The 20,731-nt window shown below is 30.1% G+C and carries 19 protein-coding genes; 5 read left to right on the top strand and 14 right to left on the bottom strand.

Annotated features, from left to right (window positions below):
- Window positions 1–178: 178 nt before the first annotated feature.
- A complete protein-coding gene (locus CLCOS_RS14890; protein WP_023162049.1) occupies window positions 179–838 on the top strand; it encodes a helix-turn-helix transcriptional regulator in 660 nt (219 codons plus the stop codon).
- A 70-nt stretch (window positions 839–908) separates the two neighbouring features.
- Here CLCOS_RS14890 and CLCOS_RS14895 read toward each other — a convergent pair whose 3' ends face one another.
- Window positions 909–1,829 carry a GH25 family lysozyme gene (locus CLCOS_RS14895; RefSeq protein WP_192847934.1) on the bottom strand — a complete coding sequence of 307 codons (921 nt, stop codon included), beginning with the start codon at window positions 1,827–1,829 and terminating at the stop codon, window positions 909–911.
- Between the two features lie 125 nt (window positions 1,830–1,954).
- A complete protein-coding gene (locus CLCOS_RS14900; RefSeq protein ID WP_063602156.1) occupies window positions 1,955–2,290 on the bottom strand; it encodes a YnfA family protein in 336 nt (111 codons plus the stop codon).
- Window positions 2,291–2,481: 191 nt separating this feature from the next.
- Between CLCOS_RS14900 and CLCOS_RS14905 the strand changes: the two genes are divergently transcribed.
- A complete protein-coding gene (locus CLCOS_RS14905; protein WP_063602157.1) occupies window positions 2,482–3,651 on the top strand; it encodes an amidohydrolase in 1,170 nt (389 codons plus the stop codon).
- A gap of 156 nt (window positions 3,652–3,807) precedes the next feature.
- Here the strand turns inward: CLCOS_RS14905 and CLCOS_RS14910 are convergent, their stop codons facing one another.
- The 12 genes from CLCOS_RS14910 to CLCOS_RS14965 form a co-directional block, all read right to left on the bottom strand.
- Complete coding sequence (locus CLCOS_RS14910; protein WP_063602158.1) at window positions 3,808–4,170, bottom strand: response regulator; 363 nt, start codon at window positions 4,168–4,170, stop codon at window positions 3,808–3,810.
- Window positions 4,171–4,211: 41 nt separating this feature from the next.
- Entirely contained in the window at window positions 4,212–7,061 is a 2,850-nt protein-coding gene (locus CLCOS_RS14915; RefSeq protein ID WP_063602159.1) for a response regulator, read from the bottom strand.
- A 16-nt stretch (window positions 7,062–7,077) separates the two neighbouring features.
- Window positions 7,078–8,148 (bottom strand): HD-GYP domain-containing protein, encoded by a 1,071-nt coding sequence (locus tag CLCOS_RS14920; protein ID WP_063602160.1) that lies wholly within the window; start codon window positions 8,146–8,148, stop codon window positions 7,078–7,080.
- 56 nt (window positions 8,149–8,204) lie between these two features.
- Window positions 8,205–9,167: a D-2-hydroxyacid dehydrogenase gene (locus tag CLCOS_RS14925; RefSeq protein ID WP_063602161.1), complete on the bottom strand. Its 963-nt coding sequence runs from the start codon at window positions 9,165–9,167 to the stop codon at window positions 8,205–8,207.
- A 204-nt stretch (window positions 9,168–9,371) separates the two neighbouring features.
- Window positions 9,372–10,772, bottom strand: a complete 1,401-nt coding sequence (locus tag CLCOS_RS14930; protein WP_063602162.1) for a sensor histidine kinase — start codon at window positions 10,770–10,772, stop codon at window positions 9,372–9,374.
- Window positions 10,773–11,501, bottom strand: a complete 729-nt coding sequence (locus tag CLCOS_RS14935) for a response regulator transcription factor (RefSeq protein WP_063602163.1) — start codon at window positions 11,499–11,501, stop codon at window positions 10,773–10,775.
- Window positions 11,502–11,537: 36 nt separating this feature from the next.
- Entirely contained in the window at window positions 11,538–13,520 is a 1,983-nt protein-coding gene (locus CLCOS_RS14940; RefSeq protein WP_063602164.1) for an FtsX-like permease family protein, read from the bottom strand.
- A complete protein-coding gene (locus CLCOS_RS14945) occupies window positions 13,507–14,277 on the bottom strand; it encodes an ATP-binding cassette domain-containing protein (protein WP_192847936.1) in 771 nt (256 codons plus the stop codon). Before CLCOS_RS14945 ends, CLCOS_RS14940 begins: the two co-directional genes overlap by 14 nt.
- 173 nt (window positions 14,278–14,450) lie before the next feature.
- Window positions 14,451–14,636 carry a transposase domain-containing protein gene (locus tag CLCOS_RS14950; protein ID WP_063602166.1) on the bottom strand — a complete coding sequence of 62 codons (186 nt, stop codon included), beginning with the start codon at window positions 14,634–14,636 and terminating at the stop codon, window positions 14,451–14,453.
- A gap of 4 nt (window positions 14,637–14,640) precedes the next feature.
- Window positions 14,641–15,312 carry a hypothetical protein gene (locus CLCOS_RS14955; protein ID WP_063602167.1) on the bottom strand — a complete coding sequence of 224 codons (672 nt, stop codon included), beginning with the start codon at window positions 15,310–15,312 and terminating at the stop codon, window positions 14,641–14,643.
- A gap of 109 nt (window positions 15,313–15,421) precedes the next feature.
- A complete protein-coding gene (locus CLCOS_RS22510) occupies window positions 15,422–16,150 on the bottom strand; it encodes a sensor histidine kinase (protein ID WP_192847935.1) in 729 nt (242 codons plus the stop codon).
- 612 nt (window positions 16,151–16,762) lie between these two features.
- A complete protein-coding gene (locus CLCOS_RS14965) occupies window positions 16,763–17,488 on the bottom strand; it encodes a LytR/AlgR family response regulator transcription factor (RefSeq protein ID WP_063602169.1) in 726 nt (241 codons plus the stop codon).
- Between the two features lie 201 nt (window positions 17,489–17,689).
- Here CLCOS_RS14965 and CLCOS_RS14970 point away from each other — a divergent pair, with 201 nt between their 5' ends.
- The 3 genes from CLCOS_RS14970 (at window position 17,690) to CLCOS_RS14980 (ending at window position 20,656) form a co-directional block, all read left to right on the top strand.
- Window positions 17,690–18,412 (top strand): alpha/beta hydrolase, encoded by a 723-nt coding sequence (locus CLCOS_RS14970; protein WP_063602170.1) that lies wholly within the window; start codon window positions 17,690–17,692, stop codon window positions 18,410–18,412.
- A gap of 160 nt (window positions 18,413–18,572) precedes the next feature.
- Complete coding sequence (locus CLCOS_RS14975; RefSeq protein ID WP_063602171.1) at window positions 18,573–19,910, top strand: putative DNA modification/repair radical SAM protein; 1,338 nt, start codon at window positions 18,573–18,575, stop codon at window positions 19,908–19,910.
- Window positions 19,911–19,921: 11 nt separating this feature from the next.
- Window positions 19,922–20,656 carry a TIGR03915 family putative DNA repair protein gene (locus tag CLCOS_RS14980; protein WP_063602172.1) on the top strand — a complete coding sequence of 245 codons (735 nt, stop codon included), beginning with the start codon at window positions 19,922–19,924 and terminating at the stop codon, window positions 20,654–20,656.
- The last annotated feature ends 75 nt before the right edge of the window (window positions 20,657–20,731 follow it).

Here is a 20,731-nt window from a genome sequence, read left to right on the forward strand (position 1 = left end):
GTATATTTCATTATAGGTGCTATATTATAAAAAATTTTATAAATATATATTTCAATATGTGAATTTAATGTTATAATCTAAATAAGTATTTTTATATATTTTAATAATTTTATCATTGAGTGGTATATTGTTATTTTTATTTATTATCTTTATTGTTATAAGTTAAATAATAATTGGGGTGAAAAATTTGAATAACAGAGAATTATTAAAAAAATACATACCTGTAGCTAAATTTATTTCTGAAATTCTAGGAGATAACTGTGAGGTAGTAATACAAGATATAACTACTCCTAACAATTCTATAATTTTTATAAAAAATGGTCATTTAACAGGAAGAAATATAGGTAGTCCCCTTACTAACTTAGTTTTCAATATAATTCAGAATAAAACTTATACAAATAAAAATTATGCTGCTAACTACAAAGCAGTGGGTAATTTTAAAACCTTCAAATCTTCAAGCTATTTTATTAAAAATGATGATAACAAGATAATAGGATTACTTTGTGTAAATATAGATGTTGAACCTTATAATAAAGTTAAGGATTTAATGGACAAATTAAGTTTTGTATCAAATACCGATGTGAGCGAAAATGAAAACATAAAAACACAAGAACAATTTTATGATAATGTGGATGATCTCTTGTGTACCATGATCAATGAGGCTATATCTGAAATAAATATTCTTCCAGAACGCATGTCTGCTAATGAAAAGATTTGTGTAGTAAAATATTTATACGATAAAGGAGCTTTCAATTTGAAAGGGGCTGTAGTTAAAGTAGCCAAAGCTCTCCTGGTTTCCGAGCCTACTATATACAGGTATTTAAACAAATACATGTAATAAAGTGCACCCCAAATGTTAGATACGTATAAAACATTTGAGGTGCACCTCTTTTCACAGTTTCCTTAATTTAGTTATTCAAAAATATACTCCATGTGTCTGGACCTAAAATACCATCTGTAGCTTTTCTCCAATTCTTCTGGAGATTAGTTACAGCTTGAAAAGTGGCTTCATCGTAAACCATAGGAGTATAGGAATTTTTCTTTAAATAGCCATATTGTTCAAGTTTCTGTTGTATCCACAGCACTACATGAGATTTATGACCCTTAGCAATAATGTTCTGGATTCCTTTTAATGCTGCCATAGTCTCATTCCCTGCAATCCCATCTACAGCTAGTTTTGCACTATAATCTAAATTCAGGTTATACTGAAGTGCTTTTATCTGTTGTACAAGAGTATTCGGCTTAACAGGTGATACATTTCCAGTAAATATATCTTCTATAAAATAATTCAGGTCCACATATCCCACAGCGCCGTTTAATTTCCCGGTTTCTGAATACTGCCATGAAGAATCATCTGGATATAGGGAAGGCTGCCTGCCATAACTTGCAATCCAAAGTGGAACGTCTGGAATATTACCTGCCAGGTAATCTTTATAAAATGCATATCCAGAATATACTCCTATCTTGCGGCCTTGTGACTGTACATATTTGATAAACGCATTTGCAAAATTAATAGCATTGCTCCTGCTCCAATTTTCCTCTCCCTCTATATCCAACCACAGAACAGTGTCACTTTCCAATCCTGAGATAGTTTCTAAAAAGTGCTTTGCTTCCGCTATTGGATCATTGCCATTTGCGTAATGATAAAATCCCAATTTAAGTCCTGCCTGTTTAATTCTTTGATATCTATAATTTAATAAACTATCTACATGCGATAGACCTTGTGTTGCTTTTTGAATTACTACAGAAATACCATCTGTATTTTTAATAACATTCCAGTCTGAAATATTATCTCCTTCATATACGTCTATTCCATTCATTATCTTCATAAATTATTCCTCCTATTGTATTCTTATTAAATACTTAGGACAAAAGGAGTCTAGTAACTGTTATGCCAATGCCCCCATTTTAGTGTATTCATGAAGCTTTTAATTTGTTCAAAATAGAAAGAGTTCTATCCCCTTGGCGCATACATAATAACAATAACCCCGACTAATGCAATAGCTCCGCCAATTAAATCAAACTTATCTGGAATAACATTATCTATCTTCCATCCCCACAAAATTGAAAGAATGATAAATATCCCACCATAAGCAGCATATACCTTACCAAAGTTAGCAGTTTTAGGTTGAAGTGTAGGTACTATTCCATAGATAATAAGGCTTATAGCTCCAGCTAAACCACAGCATATACTTTTACCATCTCTTAGCCACAGCCATACAAGATATCCCCCTCCTATTTCAAATACTCCTGCCATAATAAAATAAAATATTGATTTGAATACTTCCATAAATAATGACCTCTTCATTCGTAAAAATTTATAACTGTAATCTAATATTACCATATTAGATAAAATTAATTTTGAAATCTGAAGCAATATATTACTTGTGTATTTTTTTTATTTTTGAAAACAATATATTTGTACAAATAAATATATTGTTTTCAAAAAACTTTTTAATTAGTTTGAATTGAGGCGAGAGAATGAATCCAATACTGTTAAAAAATTGTTTACTAACAAACTATCACGATTATAGCAAATTTACCAAGGACATTCTAATAACACATGGAAAGATACAACAGATTGCTGACACTATAGACTTCCAATGTGAGAATTTAAAGACAATAGATGTTAAAGAACAGTATGTATTACCAGGATTTGTAGATTGTCATACACATATAGGCATTATAGAGGAGGCTACTGGCAAACTAGGTTTAGATAATAACGAAACTTCAAATCCAGTAACACCTCATCTAAGAGCTATAGATGCAATAAATCCCCTAGACATAGCATTTAAAGATGCGGTAAAAGCTGGTGTCACCTGTGTTATGAGTGGCCCAGGAAGTAATAATCCAGTAGGTGGGCTCAATACCGTATTAAAGACTCATGGTAATATAATTGATAATATGATAGTTAAAGATCCTTATGGTCTTAAAATAGCATTTGGAGAAGACCCTATGTGCTGCTATGGTAATAAAGGAAATTGCCCCGTAACTAGAATGGCAGTAGCTGCTCTAATACGTGAATTATTTATAAGAGCACAGGACTATATGGAACAAAAGGAACAGGGCAAAATTAAGGAAAGAAATATTAGACTAGAGGCAGTAATTCCCTTATTAAAAGGAGATATGTTTTTAAGAGCTCATGCCCATCGAGCTGATGATATAATCACTGCTATAAGAATAGCAGAAGAATTTAATATAAAAAAACTTGTTATTGAACACGGCACTGAAGCCCATCTTGTAAGTGATTATTTAAAAGAAAAAAATATACCCGTAGCTTTTGGCCCTATGTTAACTCCAAGAATAAAAATGGAACTTAGAAAACGTAATTATAGTTCTGCACTGCACTTAGTAGAAGCAGGTATAAAAGTAGCATTAATGACAGATCATCCTTATAATTCTATAGATCAACTAAGACCAGTGGCTTTGCTTGCAGTTTCAGAAGGATTGAAGCCTTTAGATGCTTTAAAATCAATAACAACCAATGCTGCTGAAATATTAGGATGTGATAATAGAATAGGAAAGATAAAGACCGGTTATGATGCAGATATTATTATACTAAACGGTGATCCTCTAGATATGGTAAATACAAAAGTAGTAAAGACAATCATAAATGGAGAAATTGTTTTTGAAAGAACAATTTCTAATTAACATTGCACTGCATATACCTATTTATATTTGCTTTAGCATAGGTATAATACTATAGAAAAATGAATTTCCCCTATAGTAGACTATTTAGTTATTTAACTATCTACTATAAGGGAAGCATATGATTTCTCTAATACGGTTACTATGTATTCATTAAATTTATTTATATTCTTCTAATGTCTTCAATAAAGTTTCAGTATGAAAAGGCTTCCTAATATAGCCACTAGCTCCTAGTTTTATACATTCATCTTTCACTTCTTCATGTCCTACTGCTGACATAATAAGTACAACTGCGTTAGGGTCAATTTTCATTATATCAGTTAGGACTTCAACACCATCCATCTTAACCTCAGACATATTCAAATCTAAAAGCACAATGTCTGGTTTTTCAAGTTTGAACAGCTCTACTACTTCATGTTTATTTGATGCACCAAATATACTGTGAAAACCTCCCTTTTCAATGATCTTTTTTACAAACATCCTCATATACGATGAATTGTCAACTACTAATACCTTTTTCATATTAAAAGCTCCTTTATATCCCTAATTTTTAAAGATCCTCTTTAGTGAAGCAAATCCTTTATTTTAGCAAAAAATCTAGTACATTCATCTATTTCATGTTTTAAAGCTGCCTGTTCTAGCTTTATTGCTAATTCATGAATAGAAAGTATTCCTAAGGTTCCAGAAGAACCCTTTAACTCATGAGTTATCCAGGCCAATTTATCAAAATCATTAACATCAATAGCCTTGCTAATATCTGATAATAAATCAGGTAAACATCTTATATATTCTTCAAGTATTTCTTTTGCATCATCTTTTCCAAGTCCTGTAGTTTTAACAAAGCAGTCAATATTATCGTCTATTATTTTACTATAATCATCTACACACTCTCTCGTTTTAGTATTGGCTTCTATCATCTTAAACATCTTATTAAAATTAATAGGCTTACTAATATAATCGTCCATTCCAGTTTTAATACACTTTTCTGAGTCACCATCCATAGCATTAGCAGTCATTGCTATAATTGTAGTATGCTTTTTGTCTCCTTCTAACATCCTTATCTTAGATGTACACTCATACCCATCCATTACCGGCATCTGGCAGTCCATAAAAACAACATCATAATCTTTCTGTAACACTGCTTTTAATGCTTCACTACCATCCACCGCCACATCACAAGTCATATCATGTGATTTAAGCATAGTTATAACAATTTTACGATTCATTTTATTATCTTCAACCAATAAAATTCTTGGTTCTAATGCATTTTTAACTTCTTTAACTATATGTTTCTTTATAACTTGATGTCCTTCTCCATTTTCCTTTTTAAGGCCCAATACCATAGCAATACAGGCAAGTAAATCATCTCTTCTGACAGGTTTACTCAAATATGATGAAAAGCCATATTCTTTCACAGCCTCAGCATTTCCCTTTTGAGTTATACTAGTTAGAAGTATTAATTTTATATTCTTTGCAAAAGGTATTGTTTTTAATGTATTGGCCAGTTCATAACCACTCATATCATTCATTTGATAATCCATGATGGCAATGTTTATTTTGTTTTTTGTACTTGCATTTGAAAGAATTGTGGTAATGGCACTACTGCCGTTTTCAGCTTCAAATACTTTAAGACCAGTTTCTTGAAGATATGAATTAATAATTTTCCTGTTATTTACATCATCATTAACAATTAAAATATTCATACCATCAAGCTTTTCAAACGCAAATTTCTGCCCTGAGGCTCTTTTTACAATCTTCAATCTCACATCGAACTTAAATATAGACCCTTTTCCAAATATACTTTCAACGTGAATTTCACCGCCCATCATTTTTACCAATTCACTAGATATGGCAAGCCCCAGCCCTGTTCCTCCATACTTTCTAGTTGTAGACGTATCTGCTTGACTAAAAGATTTAAATATATTATCAATATGATCCTTACGAATTCCGATTCCAGTATCCTTTACTTCAAAGTTAAGTACAGCTGTTTCATTTTCTTCCTTTAAGCAATCAACTGTAACAGAAATTTCACCCTTATTAGTAAATTTTACTGCATTACTTATAAGATTATTTAATATCTGTCTAAGCCTTGATGGATCACCAACAACCTCTTCAGGAACACCTTCGCTAATCATGGTATAAAGTTCAAGTCCTTTTTCTACTGCCTTAGGGACAAGTAGTGAAACCGCATCTTCAATAGTATTTCTTAAATTAAATCTAATCTTTTCCATGGTTAGCTTTTTAGCTTCAATCTTTGAAAAATCCAATATATCATTAATAATATACAATAATACCTTTGAAGCAGATTTTGCTTCACGTATAAAGTCTTTTTGTTCTAAAGACAAATTAGTTGATTGAAGCAAATCGAGGAATCCAAATATTCCGTTCATTGGAGTTCTTATTTCATGAGACATATTTGCAAGAAACTGACTTTTTGCAATATTTGCTGCTTCTGCTTGTTCTTTTGCCTTGTATAACTCTCTTTCTGCTAATCTCTGCTCTGTGATATCCTCAGCAGTGCAAATAAGATACTTGATATTACCTGTCTTATCCTTCTGAGGCTTACTTTTAATTTGAAGCAGTCTATTTTCACCCTTGAAGTTTCTAACCTCAATTTCTTTTTTTGCCGGCTCATTCTTTTGAAATAGCTCCCAATTGCTTGCAGAAAGTTTATTTGCAGTATCTATATCAAATATATCGTATAAATCCTGATATTCTAAATCACTTTTCTTCTTTCCAAAAAAACTTGCATGGGCTTCATTAACAGCTGCGTAAGAAGTAACATTACTTAACGCCCAAATTTGTGATTCAGAATTATTAAGTAAAATTGCCTGCCCACTAAGAGCTTTTTTATATGTTTTCTCCTTTACAATTCTTGCTCTTGTATGCGAAAAAGCCTTTGAAATGTCTATTAATATTTCAATTTGCTCCTCTTTCCATACTGTAGGCTTTGATAAACTTTCATAACCTATGAATCCAATTAACTTATTTTCACTTTTTAATGAAATTATAAGAGAAGTTTTGATTCCCTCCTTTAAAAAATCCTCTTTTTCAAATACTGCTTCATCAGAAAATTCTTCTACATCATTCACTACAACAAAATCCTTATTCTTAATCTGGCGAATCAACCATGGGAAAGCATAAACTACCTCTTCCTCCTCAATCTCTCTTTTTGGTTTTATACCTTTCTTATTCCATTGGCATTCTATTTGCATAAAAGTAGGATCTTTAGAAAAATAATAGATAAAAATTCTATCCAAATCAAAAAATAAACCTATTTCCTCCAATGATTTTTTTAACTCAATCTGATAATTATTACTATTTACATCTAAAAATTTCTGAAAAATATTATGAATTAATTTCAGGAAACCACTGGAATAGTTAACATTTGGGTAATTGCCTTCACCTTTCATAAAATCCCCCCTAATTTTAAAACTCACAGGTTTTCGTAATAAAAAGAGTTAATTCTTTTAATAAATCAATTTCATAAGGTTCTAAAAGTAAATTTCCAGCTTTATCATATATAACTTTTACCACAGGTCTCATTGGCATTGAACTGTTTTGCTTTACTACTAAGCCCTTTTCATTTGAACTTAAAATAACTCCACTTCCTGTTGGGAAAGCCGCTATATTCATAGTGAACTTTCTTACCATTTCTGCATCAAAATAAGTATTACTCATGCCAACAAGATATTCAATAACTTCATTGACACTTTTGCTTTTCAAACCATTTCTACCTGATATCATATTATCAAATACGTCACATATGGACACCATCTTTGCAATTTTGTTTATTTCATCACCCTGCAACTTTAAAGGGTATCCGCTGCCATCACTTCTTTCATGATGCATTAATGCAACTACCTTGACGGATGCATTCCAAATATACTGTGATCCTAAAAAATCATAGCCGACCTTTGGATGCATTAATGTAATATATTTGTCTAATTCTTCCTTAGTCTTAAAATTATCTAAAAGTTTCCTATCATTCATAATTTTTATCTTACCTATATCATGAAGCAGAGCACCTGTAGCTATGTCTTTAAGCTTCATTACACTATATCCCATATGAGTTCCTATTATTGTAGCTAATACACAAACATTTACTGAATGGGAATATATATTGTTATCACTTGCACTTATTTCTGCAACATTTATCAAAACCTCTTTATTCGACACCACATCCTCAATTACTGAATCTACTGAATTCATAATACTACTATCATCAGTTTTTCCTTCTCGACAATATGTTCCAATCATTTTCCTAACAGCATGTTTACTCATTTGCCTTGTCTTTTGAGAAACACTTTCCTCAATAATCACATTTTTCGATATATCATCATCAATGTATACACAGTTAATTCCAATTTCTTTAATTCTCTTAATATAATAAGGTTTTAATTTTACTCCTATATTAAGTAAAACTCTACCGAATTCATCATAAATTTGCCTTCCAAGGATTTCATCCCCCTTCAGGCTGGAGACACTAATAACTCTCATATATACCTCCAAATAAAATAGTTAATTTTTTAATAATCAAAAGTTCTTATCAATTTTTATTTGTTATGTACCCTGTAGCCTGTTTTAAAATCAACTATGTTTTTCAACGGCTCCCGTTTCTTAAAATGCTCAAGATTTTCAATACTTATGTTAACAATTCTTCGCAGGGTTTCTGGAAGGTGAAAAAATCCTGATATATGAGGAGTAATAATAACTCCGGGTGTATCCCATAATCTATGTTCTATTGGTAACGGTTCTGGTTCTGTTACATCAAGACCTGCTCCGCTGATAATTCCATTTTCAAGGGCATCACATAAATCCTCAGTACATATACAACTTCCTCTTCCTACATTAAGAATAATTGCATCTTTCCTCATTAAGTTAAATTTATCTCTATTAAACAAATGGTAAGTATCCTTTGTTCCAGGAAGACTTAAAGCCACTATATTTGCTTTAGGTAAAAGTTCATCCAAAGCTTCCATTGTATATAATTCATCAATATATTCTGGCTTTTGTCCTTTAGTCCTTTTTATACCTATTGTATAGCTTCCAAGTGCCTTCATTTTTCTGGCAAAGTTTCCTCCAATATTGCCAAGACCTACAACTAATGTAGTACTTCCTTCTATTGAAGTAACATTTCCTTCGTCCTTCCACAGATGCTTTTTTTGATTTATATAATATAAGTTCAACTTCTTTTTAATTTCAAGCAGCATGCCCAGCATATGTTCAGATATTGCAAGACCATAGGCACCTGTAGCATTTGTAAGATATGCTCCTTCAGGAATTACGCCGGGTTCACAGTATCCATCCGTACCTGCACTATTTAACTGCAGCCATTTAAGTTTTTTGCTTTCCTTTATGTATTCTGGTGGAACATTTCCAATAATTATATCAGCGCTTTTTACAAGTTCAATAGTAACTTCTTTAGTAGATATATATATATACTCTGCCTCTGGCATTTTTGTTTGAAGTCTTTCTTTTTCATCTTCATTTAGCGGAATCACAACTAAAATTCTCATCTCAACCACTTCCTTATAACATCCATTATACTATAATGCAATCAGCAATTTAATAAATCTTTCTCTAGTAAAACATGGAACATTTTCCTATATATAGTGCCTATCTTGTTCTACTGAATTTATATAAATTTCGACCCACTCGCCCATACGAAATTTTCGCCTAATATTGAAATAATGCGAAACAAAGCTTTTGAGTCCCTAACATTATATCTCAAACTCAATTTCTATTCTTGTACCAACATTCAACTTACTTTTTACATTAATTTCCCCACCATGTGCTTCTACTATTTGCTTTGCAATTGCCATTCCAAGGCCTGAACCTTTAACACTTACTGAACTGCTAGTCCCTCTGTAATATCTTTCAAAAAGCTTTTTCACTTCCTCTTCTGACATACCCTTTCCATTATCAGCAATATTTATATATATTTTATCTTTCTTTTTTATAGAAACTCTTATTTCAGTATCGGAACTATTGTGAATTACTGAATTATAAATCAAATTAGTGAAAGCCCTCTTAAAAAGTGTATTGTCAAAATTGAAATCTATAATATCTTCTGAACAGTTAAAAATAATATTTCTTTTTTCATATTCAGGATTATTCAATATACTTATAATTACTTCCTTTAATAAACGCACTAAATTTTGATTTTCACGATTTATAGGAAGCATTCCATTTTTCAATTGATAGGTAAAATTCAAATTTTCAACTATACTCTCTAAATTTTCTGCATTTCTAAGTATTGTTTTTCCATACTTTTTTGCATCCTGAGATGTGACATCATACTTAGGATCACTCAATATTTCTGCATAACCTTTTATTGGAGATAGTGGAGTTTTTAAATCATGTGAAATATTAGCTATCCATTCCTCCCTTAAAGTTTGATTCTTTTTTCTCTCATCTTCGCTGGCTTTAAGTTTACTATCTAAAAGATTAAGGCTGCTTTTTATATCCTTATACGTTCCTTTTTCCTTCATAGGAATATAATCATTTGAAGCAAGTCTTCTTATGCCTGAGGTTATATTTAATAATGTACGATTCATCCATATACCATAAACTGCAGCAATAAGTATAAGTAATATAAATAATGCCAATATAACAAACTTTATCTTTAAAACCTTGTTATAATTCATGTATAAGGTTATTTTTGATATTTTTGCAGGAAAACCTATAATGTAAGTCCACTTTTCTCCGCTGTTATTAACACTTCCAACAAATATAGTATGTTTTCCTTCACTATCTCCATTTTTATATAACTGAACAATATCTATTGGAGAATAATGTTTTGTGGCACTTTTAGGTTCATTATATTCTAAGGTCACATCTCCATTTTTATCAACAATTTGAAAAGAAAGCTTGTACTTTTTTAATTCATCTACTGCTGAATCTGTGAGCTTTGGTTTGCCTTCATCGAAACTAATTTCTTTGTAAAAATGGGATGTAAAATATGCAGGCCAGCTGCTCCAGTTAGCATAACTATTCTCACTGCTTATATTAACATTTAATAGATAAAGCCCTATCCCTAAAAAAATTGAAATTAAAATTAGAAAGGCAATAAAAAACTTAAAATATAAATTAAATATTATCTTATATCCTGATTTTTTCATCTATTCATTCCTCTTTACAAGCTTGTATCCAAGTCCTATTACAGTAACTATAATTTCCGGTTTAGAAGGATTTTTCTCAAGTTTTTCTCTTAAATGTCTTATATGAACGGAGATTGTATTATCATATCCAAAATAATCATCTCCCCATACTACCTCACATAATCTTTCCTTATTGACTATTTTATTTGAACTTTCTGCCAGATATAAAAGAAGCTTATATTCCTTTGCTGTAAGTTTTACTTCTGAACCATCCTTATATACCTGACTGTGCAACTTATCAATAGTAATGCTGCCAATGATTATATTCTCATTTTCACTACTGCTGTCTTCCTTTATACCATCATACTGCTGTCTTCTAAGCTGTGCCTTAATGCGAAAGGCAATTTCTCTTGGACTAAAGGGTTTGGTAATGTAGTCATCCCCTCCCATACTCAGTCCAACGATTTTATCAACATCACTATTTTTTGCAGATAAAAATAAAATTGGACAGTAAGAAAATTGTCTTATTCTTTTACATACCTCAATTCCATCGATGTCTGGAAGCATTATATCAAGCACTACTATATCAGGCTTTTCACTCTCGCATATTTTTATACCATCTAATCCGCAGTTAGCTTTTCTAATATTCTTAAATCCTTCTTTTAATAGAATATCCTCTATTAAATCCGTTATATCTTCTTCATCATCTATAAGTAATATTTTTTTATCTGCATTACTTATTAAATCCACCCAAAAACACCCCTTTTATTATTGAACTCAATAATATTAGTATACAGTATTTTTCGTTATGATTTTCATATAAGATTTAATAGAAAGAAGATAAAAGCATAAATAAATTACTACATATACTCCCATTGTCATACCCATCCATTCCAGCTGTGATATTGAAAAGCCACAGAGATATTTCATATAGGCCATAAGTGGAAATACACTATGAAGAATACCAAATAAAAGCGGCATTAAAAAAATAAATCCCAGTTGTTTTGATATAATTCTTAAAGTTTCTTTTTTGGTTAAACCTATTTTTGAAAGTACAGAATACCTATTCTTATCTTCATAAGCTTCTGTTAACTGTTTATAATACATTATACTTCCAGTGGAAACCACAAAGAGAATACCTAGGAATGCACCTATAAACACATAACTTCCATACAAAGTATGAACCTCGGTATACATATCATAGTAAGAAGAAAAAATTCTGTCCTTTGGCATCATTTGAGAAGTCTCTGTAACAACACTTCCACTTTTTAATGCATTATCAAAATTATATGCTCTTATAACAGTTGTATTATTTCTATTATCATTTAAAAGCTTATTAAAAAATGTATCTGGTACTACTATAGTCGTTTTTTGAAATTTAACTCCTAAAACACATTTCTTACTTGAGTCGGAGATATCAAGTTTATACGCTTTTCCTCCAATAGTTGCATTAAGCTCATCACCTGCAAGTCTCCCTCTTGCTTCAGCTGAATTACTTACTTCAATAAAAAAACATTGATTTTCTTTATTAATTTTAATATTCTTAGCTCTATCGACAATATCTGTACCATCATTAAAACCTGAATTATTTACAATATCCTTGTATTCAGATGCAGACATTATAAACATATCAAAAGGAGCCTTTAAATCTTTCTCAAAGGGACCCTTATACTTTTGTGTAAGCCCACTTCCATTTATCATTACAATATCTGTCTTATAAGTTGTTTTAATCTCTTTATGATTATTAATAACAGATTCAACTTTTTTATTTAGTTTATCGCTGCCGCTTTGATACATTATTGAAAATGGACATCCACTTGGTGCAATTTTATCAAGGGTCAAGTTAAGACTAAAAGTAAAGCATAATGCTGTAATTGCAACAGCAGATACAACAGCTATGGTTGCTAGAAGATTAGAATTTCCTTTAATTCTGTAGATTATTTGAGATACTCCTATTAAATTTTCTCCTTTATAATAAGCTTTTTTATTTTTCTCAAACAGCTTAAAGATATAAATTATGAAATTGTTAAACAATATATAAGTTCCTGCAACAACAAGCAGCATTATAAGGAGACCTTTGTACAGCATTTGGGCTCCACCAGACTCCAAATTGATTTTTAATACACCAATATATCCGCCAATAACCATTATTAATGATAATAATGCTAAAACTCTAGAAAATTTAGGTTTCTTCTCTCCTTCCTTAGCCGCATGTATAAGCTCTATAAGTCTAAACTTATATATTATTCCGTAAGCTTTTATGGAGTTTAACAAAAATATAATCATAAAAACAAAAATCGTCATTACTATAGCTCTAATATCAAAGGTGTATTGTATAGGCTTGTTTGATTTCATACATACATTAAGTATTTTTAAGAAGAACCTGGAGGTAAATGCTCCTAAGGGTACGCCAACAATTAAGGCTAATATCCCTAGAAAGATATTTTCGAAGAACATCAGTGTTCCTATTTCTTTCTTCTTCATACCAAGTAGTGAATATATAGCAACTTCTTTCTTTTTATTTTTTATAAAAAAGCTGTTAGCATAGCCTATGAAAATGGCTGAAAATATTATAACTACAAAAGCTGCAGCTTTAAAAATGGCACCAACCTTAACCTTGCTTGAGCTAAATAATTGTATTTCGTGATTATAGTATATGGAATAAAATATCATGAGGATAAAAACTGAAGTTACCGTACTTATAAAATAGGAAACATAATTTTTAAAATTGTGTTTTACATTGTTTATTCCAAGATTAAATGGTGTCACTTTCAGCACCTCCTACTTTAGCAAGAGTGCCTAGTATTTTATTATAGAAATCTTTTCTACTGCCTGTTTTCTCAATCTCAGTATCAAGTATTCCATCCTTTATAAATATAATTCTTTCACAGTAGCTTGCTGCAAATGCATCATGAGTTACCATAACAATTGTTGCTCCATTATTCCTATTTAATAAAGAAAGATTGTTTAAAAGCTCTGTTGAAGATTTTGAATCCAATGCTCCTGTAGGCTCATCTGCAAATACTATTTCTGGATCAGTTATTATAGCCCTTGCAGCTGCAGCCCTTTGCTTTTGACCTCCTGAAACTTCATAAGGGTATTTTTCTAATATATTATCAATATTTAAAATGCCGCTAATCTTTTTTAATTTTTCTTCCATGGATGTCACATCTATCTTAGATAAAGAAAGTGGCAAAATAATATTTTCTTTTAAGGTTAAAGTATCAAGAAGATTGTAGTCTTGAAAAATAAATCCAAGCTGTTTTCTTCTAAACATTGATAATTCATCTTCATTAAGATTTAAAAAACTTTTGCCATTAAGTTCAATTGTGCCTGATGTTGGAGTATCAATGGTTGATATTACATTTAATAATGTGGACTTGCCTGCTCCTGAAGGCCCCATAATTCCAAGAAATTCACCTTTTTGAACAGAAAAGCTCACTCCATTTAATGCATTTGATTTACTTCCTCCGTGTTTTGAACCATACACTTTTTTTACATTTCTAACTTCCATTATAACTTCCATTATATTCATTATGATTTCCTCCTGAATTTGACTTCAGTTAGATTGTATATGTATGAGTTTAAGGTGGATTTAATACGATCTTAATTTCATCTTAAGTTTGTTTGATTTAAGGTAAAATTATCCAGTATATAGGCATAAAATAAACGGCCATTCGTTAAAATAGCCGTTATTTATTATGCTTTCTTTTTACATGAAGATTGAACCCATAACAAGTATTCATCCAGAAACTCAGAATGTGCTTCAAATTGAACCCCTTGCAGCTTTTCAAACAAAAACTTAAGATAACTATAGGGTTCAATACCGTTGGCTTCAGCTGTTTGAATTATATTGGACTTCTCCAATACAGTAATATGCCACAAAAATCTACCTCTTATTTTTATGCTTTTTTACACTAGTTTCACCTTTAACTTGAATAGTATCTTTATCATTATTTTGCTCTTTTAAATCAATTTTATTATGTACTTCAACCGTTCTATCATCTGCATTAGGCTTATTCTCTGTAGATTTTACCGGATTATCTTTTTTCTTGATTTTATCCAATTGCTTTTTATATTCTCCAATTCCTTTTTGAATTAACTTTGCACTTTGTGATGTTTTTTTTATCTCAGACGAAGTATAATTTAATGCTATTTCAGCTTGTCCCATATTTCCTTTTGCTTTAGCCTTTTTATATTCAGAATATGCAACTCTTCCATTTCTTTCATGAAACGAAGCTGACATAAGTCCCATCATAACTTCTTTATTTATACCCTGAGATTTGTCATAAGCTTCTTCTTCCGTTTCTTGTTTAGTATCTTCTTTAGTTTCTGATTTTTTATCCAACTTATTAGACTTTTCTTCTAACAAACGTTTTTGAATTTCCTTAATTGACTCATCTTTTGTTTCTTCAGAAACATCACTTTCCTCAATTTTTTTCATTTGCTGCTGCAGCTGTAATTTTTCTTTATCTAGAGGACTTGACTTACCAATGCTAGTACTATTTGCTTTATGTTTCATATTATTAATCATTGTATTTGATATAATATTTATTTTCATGTATATACCTCCATTTTGTCAAATAAAATTATATATAAATTCTCGGAAAGTATTTACTTAAAATAATATATATTGTTGTGAACATGCTTTTATTTGTAGTGAATATATATCAAATTTGAAACATAATATTTAATATAAACATATTTTCTCTGCTTTCAATATATGTATTTCCAAAATATTTGTCCGCAATATTTTGTATGTTCATCATACCTATTCCATGATTTACGTAATCACATTTATCAGTAGAAATATGCTTATCTTTTATATAGCCTTTCATACTATTTTTTATTTCAAACACTATAAATGATTTATTAATAGTACTCGTTACATGTATGTATTTTTTTATGCTATTATCTGTGATTTTTTCACAAGCTTCTATTGCATTATCCAGGGCATTACCAAGTACTATACATAAATCAAAAGGATCAACTTCTATTTTATTAGGTATCTTGGCATCACACTTAAAATCTATCCCTTTGTCTATACTTATATTATATTTCTCACTTATAACGGCATCTGCAAATGAATTTCCTGTACTTACTCTTAAACTAATTTTTTCTAATGAACTGGTTATTTTTTTCAAATAGTTCTCTGTACTTTTTATGTCACCCTGAAGTAATAAATTCTTGATACAAATCAAATGATTATTTATATCATGTCTAAATGTTCTTGTATTTCTAATTTGTACTTGTAAATCTTTGTAATGCTGAGTTTGTATACTAAATTGTTGTTTTAAGAGTAATTCCCTTTCTCTTATAATAGTTTCTTGTGCAATTTTAGCTAAAGTTATTACTGTAAACACGGCACAAATTAATCCAGTGAATGCGAACCCCAACATTTTGATATTACCTAGTAAAGAATCTCTCACATTATTTTTATAATAGAGTTTAAAATATTCACATATTAATGATACTATGAATACATTAGGGACAACAAAAAATATCGTATACTTAAAATTCTTAAATTTATAATCAAAATAATGATTTTTCACTATAAAATTGAGTATTAAGAGATAAAGCAATTGTAAAATAATTAAAAATATATAATTAATTATTGCTCTCACTTGTTCTGTTTCATAAAATGAATTTGCTATAATAATGTAATAATCTGTCACATAAGTCATAGGAATTGTGACATATTGAATAAGTTCATTAAAACAAACATATGCTATAGTTATTATGATTTTTTTTAAGTATGTACCTTTACAAAATATTAAAGAAAAGATAAAAATCCATATAGCTGTTGGTATCCATTGATATACACTTTCAATGTTAAACTTATTTACAATTAGAAAAGGTATATTACATGTTATTAACATTAATATAATTACATACTGGAATTTTACTTTAAATCTTAAAAATTTTTCGAGTAATATATATGGAATAAAGAAATTCAGTATACATGAAGCAAAAAGCAATAGATTCTTTATTACACTAAAAACAAGCATATTCTATACTCTGCCTTTCTTTATATATCTTAAAAACGCTCTAGAAAATTTATCATATTTACCTTTTGCTAATATTATTTTTGTATTATTATCAAGCACTATTTCGGTCTTGTTAAATTTCATTACATATTTAAAGTTTACTATGTAACTCCTATGACACCTAAAGAAACTTTCTTTAGGTACCTGTTTTTCCACATTTGCTATCTTATCATAATACCGTATAATTTGTTTTTCAGTATGTATACTTATAATTCTATTTTGTACCTCAAAAAAACTTATATCATCTAAAAGTACCTTTATTGTAGTATTTTTTCCCTTATTAATTATAATGCACTTTTCATTATTTTTTTCATCATCAAACATCTTTAAAATTCTATCTACAACTTCTAATATTTTTTTCTCATCTACAGGCTTTATAAGATACTGAAATGCACATACATCAAAGGCTTCAAAAACATATTCTCTAAAAGCCGTTATAAAAATAATCTTGGTAGTACTATTGTTTTTTCTTATTTTTTTAGCTATATCTATTCCAGAAAGATTGTCCATCTTTATGTCTAAGAACACAATATCAAAATAGTATCCAGAAGAAATCAATTTTTCTCCGCTGCTATACTCTTCTATTTCATAACAAATATTGTCATAATTATTTTCTAAAACATTTCTAACTTTCTTTACAATATCTATCCTCTGAAATACTTCGTCATCACAAACTGCAATTTTAATCATAAGTACCTTCCTTTCTATAAACATCTTTTATCATTTTATCATATATCCTATAGATATAGGTTTACGCCCCCCACATGAGTATTTTTGACCTTGTTCCAAATTCATCGCAAACGCTGCTTCATAAATCCAAAAAAATTTGTACTTCTCCATAATTTGCTGTAAATTAATAATTATAAATTTAAATATTCTAGGAGTGAAGACATGAACGGAACTATACAAAATTTAAATATAAATGAGCATCATTGTTTGCTATATCTTCCACCTGACTATAACATACTTGATATTAATTATCCTGTTGTATATATGAATGGAGATAACAATATGAAAGAAATAATAAATTCTATAGAACCTCATTTTGATGTAGACTGCAGTGCTTTTATACTCATAAGTATTGAATCAAAAAATTGGAATCATGATTTTTCTCCATGGCCTGCACCAGCCTTATCAAAAAACAGAGAAGACTTTAGTGGAGGTGCATATGAATATTTAAATAACCTTACTAAAGTTATCAAGCCTTTCATCGATACACATTACAGGACAAAAGCTGAACCTGAAAACACTGTACTAATTGGATATTCCCTAGGTGGACTTGCGACTTTATACAGCCTTTACCTATTTGGAATCTTTGGAAAAGTAGGAAGCTTGTCTGGTTCATTATGGTATGATGGGTGGATTGAATTCATGAGTTCCAATTCTCCTATAAATACTGCTGAAAAAGTATACCTTTCTCTTGGCAAAAGTGAAGAACGCAGTAGAAATCAACGTATGGCTAAAGTTGGAGATTGCACTCAAAAGACATTTTCTATACTGTCAAAACAGCTTGTATCTACAGAAAATATAACACTAGAATGGAATAATGGCGGCCATTTTACTGAAATTTGCAAAAGATTTAGTAAAGCACTATTATGGCTTATGCATATATAAGTATAATGAATAGAGTAGTTTTCCTATCCTCTATAGCTACAGCTGCTTCTTTCAATCACATATACATCTTTCCAGTCTAGCTTCATTTTGCGAACACTTGTTCTTTTATAAAAAATGAGTTATAATTAATTCATAGAAATGCAAAGATTGGTGATGAAGTATGGAAATAGGTGAAAAGTTAAGAATTTTATCTTCTGCAGCCAAATATGATGTATCTTGTTCATCTTCCGGCTCAAATAGACATTCAAAAAAAGGCAATCTTGGTTCAGCCAATGTAAGTGGTATATGCCACAGTTTTACTCCAGATGGACGGTGTGTATCTCTGCTCAAGATACTTTTAACAAATTGCTGTATATATGATTGTTCTTATTGTATCAATAGAAAATCCAATGATATCGAAAGAGCTTTTTTTACCTGCGATGAAATTGTAGATTTGACCATGAATTTTTACAGACGTAATTATATAGAAGGCTTGTTTTTAAGTTCATCAATTGTGAAAAATGCTGACTTTACTATGGAACTACTTACAACTGTTGCTTATAAACTAAGGAATGAACATAACTTCAGGGGTTACATTCATATGAAAGCAATTCCCGGAGCCGACAAGGACCTTATAAAAAAGGCAGGTTCCCTTGTAGACAGAATGAGTGTAAATATAGAACTTCCATCAGCAAAATCCCTTAAATTATTGGCACCTGAAAAAAATAAGCACGATATTTTTAAACCTATGGGTGACATCAAAAATAATATTATTGCAAATAAGTATGACCGTAGAAAATATAAAAATTCACCTATATTCGTGCCTGGAGGACAAAGCACTCAGCTTATTGTGGGAGCTACAAAAGAAAATGATTTAAATATACTGAATTTAACAGAAAATTTATATAACAAATTTGATCTAAAAAGAATTTACTATTCCGCATATGTTCCTGTTAATAATAATCCCAATCTTCCAGATATTAAAACTCCACCTACTTTAAGAGAGCATAGGCTATATCAAGGTGATTGGCTGCTGAGGGTTTATGGATTTAAATCAGAAGAATTATTAAATGAAAAAAACCCTAACTTTGATATCAACTTTGATCCTAAAACAACCTATGCCTTAAATAATATTCATCTATTTCCTGTTGAAATAAATAAGGCTCCTTATAACATTCTTATAAGAGTTCCTGGGATTGGGATACGCGGTGCACATAAGATAATAAGTGCCCGTAGAATTGCTTCACTAGACTTTTTTGACCTAAAAAAACTTGGCATAGTTATAAAAAGAGCACAATATTTTATTACTTGCAAAGGCAGATACTATGGAGCTGTGAAATTTGATGACATGCTAATTAAGAAAGCTCTTTCTCCTAAAGTTGATTTAAATTCAATAGATAAGGGAAAACAATTAAGTTTCTTTGATAATATAGATAATTTAACTATCCCTAAATTTTCATCGAATAATAAACTGCTTTTGTTAAATGATAAGTCCACCTCAATTACTGGTGAATTATAGGAGGTTCTGTCTTGAAAGAATATATATATGATGATACTTTTGAAGGGTTGCTTACAGCTATCTTCTATGCCTACAGTTGCAAAGAAGCTTGTATCATAACAAAATCCAGAGACTATATACCTTCATTTCTCAATGAAATTTTGAATATTTCAACTGAGTACGATAAATCTGATAGAGTTTATAAGAGCATCATAAAAAAACTTAACAGAAAAGTTTTAACAAATATTTATTACTTATGTCTTTGTGGAATACCAGATTCCAGTTCTATTGCTTTAAAGTATCTTAAACTTTGCTATAAATATGGTACAAATATTAATTTAGCTAAAAATAATGATATTATAATTTTAGTTGACAAGTATACTAGGAAAGTTACTGCTGAAGCTCATAACTTCAATGGGTTTGTAAGATTTAAGGAAATAGCACCCTTAAGTTTTTATGCTCCTATAGAACCTGATCATAATATTTTACCATTGATACTCAATCATTTTACAAAAAGATTTTCCGATCAGAATTTTATAATTCATGATTTAAAAAGAGAACTGGCAATCATATACAACAAAAAGACAGCTATCATAACTGAATTTAAAAAGGAAGACGCTAAAATTTTAAACTCAGCAGATGGCAAATTTGAAACTCTTTGGAAAACCTTTTATAAATCCGTCAACATAGAAGAACGTAAAAATTTAAGGCTGCGCAGCCGCTGCATGCCTAAAAGATATTGGTCTCATCTTACAGAATTTAAATAATAAAGTATATTTTCACAACACATTCAAAGTCTATATTCATATAAAGAACACTACCTGCAAAGCAGGTAGTTACAA

It is taken from the genome of Clostridium coskatii (assembly GCF_001675205.1).
GTDB lineage: Bacteria > Bacillota > Clostridia > Clostridiales > Clostridiaceae > Clostridium_B > Clostridium_B ljungdahlii.

Bases quoted from the DNA above. Each gene is read 5' to 3' on its own strand.
- CLCOS_RS14895 (WP_192847934.1), bottom strand. From the start codon at position 1,829: ATGAAGATAATGAATGGAATAGACGTATATGAAGGAGATAATATTTCA.
- CLCOS_RS14900 (WP_063602156.1), bottom strand. From the start codon at position 2,290: ATGGAAGTATTCAAATCAATATTTTATTTTATTATGGCAGGAGTATTT.
- CLCOS_RS14905 (WP_063602157.1), top strand. From the start codon at position 2,482: ATGAATCCAATACTGTTAAAAAATTGTTTACTAACAAACTATCACGAT.
- CLCOS_RS14910 (WP_063602158.1), bottom strand. From the start codon at position 4,170: ATGAAAAAGGTATTAGTAGTTGACAATTCATCGTATATGAGGATGTTT.
- CLCOS_RS14915 (WP_063602159.1), bottom strand. From the start codon at position 7,061: ATGAAAGGTGAAGGCAATTACCCAAATGTTAACTATTCCAGTGGTTTC.
- CLCOS_RS14920 (WP_063602160.1), bottom strand. From the start codon at position 8,148: ATGAGAGTTATTAGTGTCTCCAGCCTGAAGGGGGATGAAATCCTTGGA.
- CLCOS_RS14925 (WP_063602161.1), bottom strand. From the start codon at position 9,167: ATGAGAATTTTAGTTGTGATTCCGCTAAATGAAGATGAAAAAGAAAGA.
- CLCOS_RS14930 (WP_063602162.1), bottom strand. From the start codon at position 10,772: ATGAAAAAATCAGGATATAAGATAATATTTAATTTATATTTTAAGTTT.
- CLCOS_RS14945 (WP_192847936.1), bottom strand. From the start codon at position 14,277: ATGGAAGTTATAATGGAAGTTAGAAATGTAAAAAAAGTGTATGGTTCA.
- CLCOS_RS14955 (WP_063602167.1), bottom strand. From the start codon at position 15,312: ATGAAAATAAATATTATATCAAATACAATGATTAATAATATGAAACAT.
- CLCOS_RS22510 (WP_192847935.1), bottom strand. From the start codon at position 16,150: ATGTTGGGGTTCGCATTCACTGGATTAATTTGTGCCGTGTTTACAGTA.
- CLCOS_RS14965 (WP_063602169.1), bottom strand. From the start codon at position 17,488: ATGATTAAAATTGCAGTTTGTGATGACGAAGTATTTCAGAGGATAGAT.
- CLCOS_RS14970 (WP_063602170.1), top strand. From the start codon at position 17,690: ATGAACGGAACTATACAAAATTTAAATATAAATGAGCATCATTGTTTG.
- CLCOS_RS14975 (WP_063602171.1), top strand. From the start codon at position 18,573: ATGGAAATAGGTGAAAAGTTAAGAATTTTATCTTCTGCAGCCAAATAT.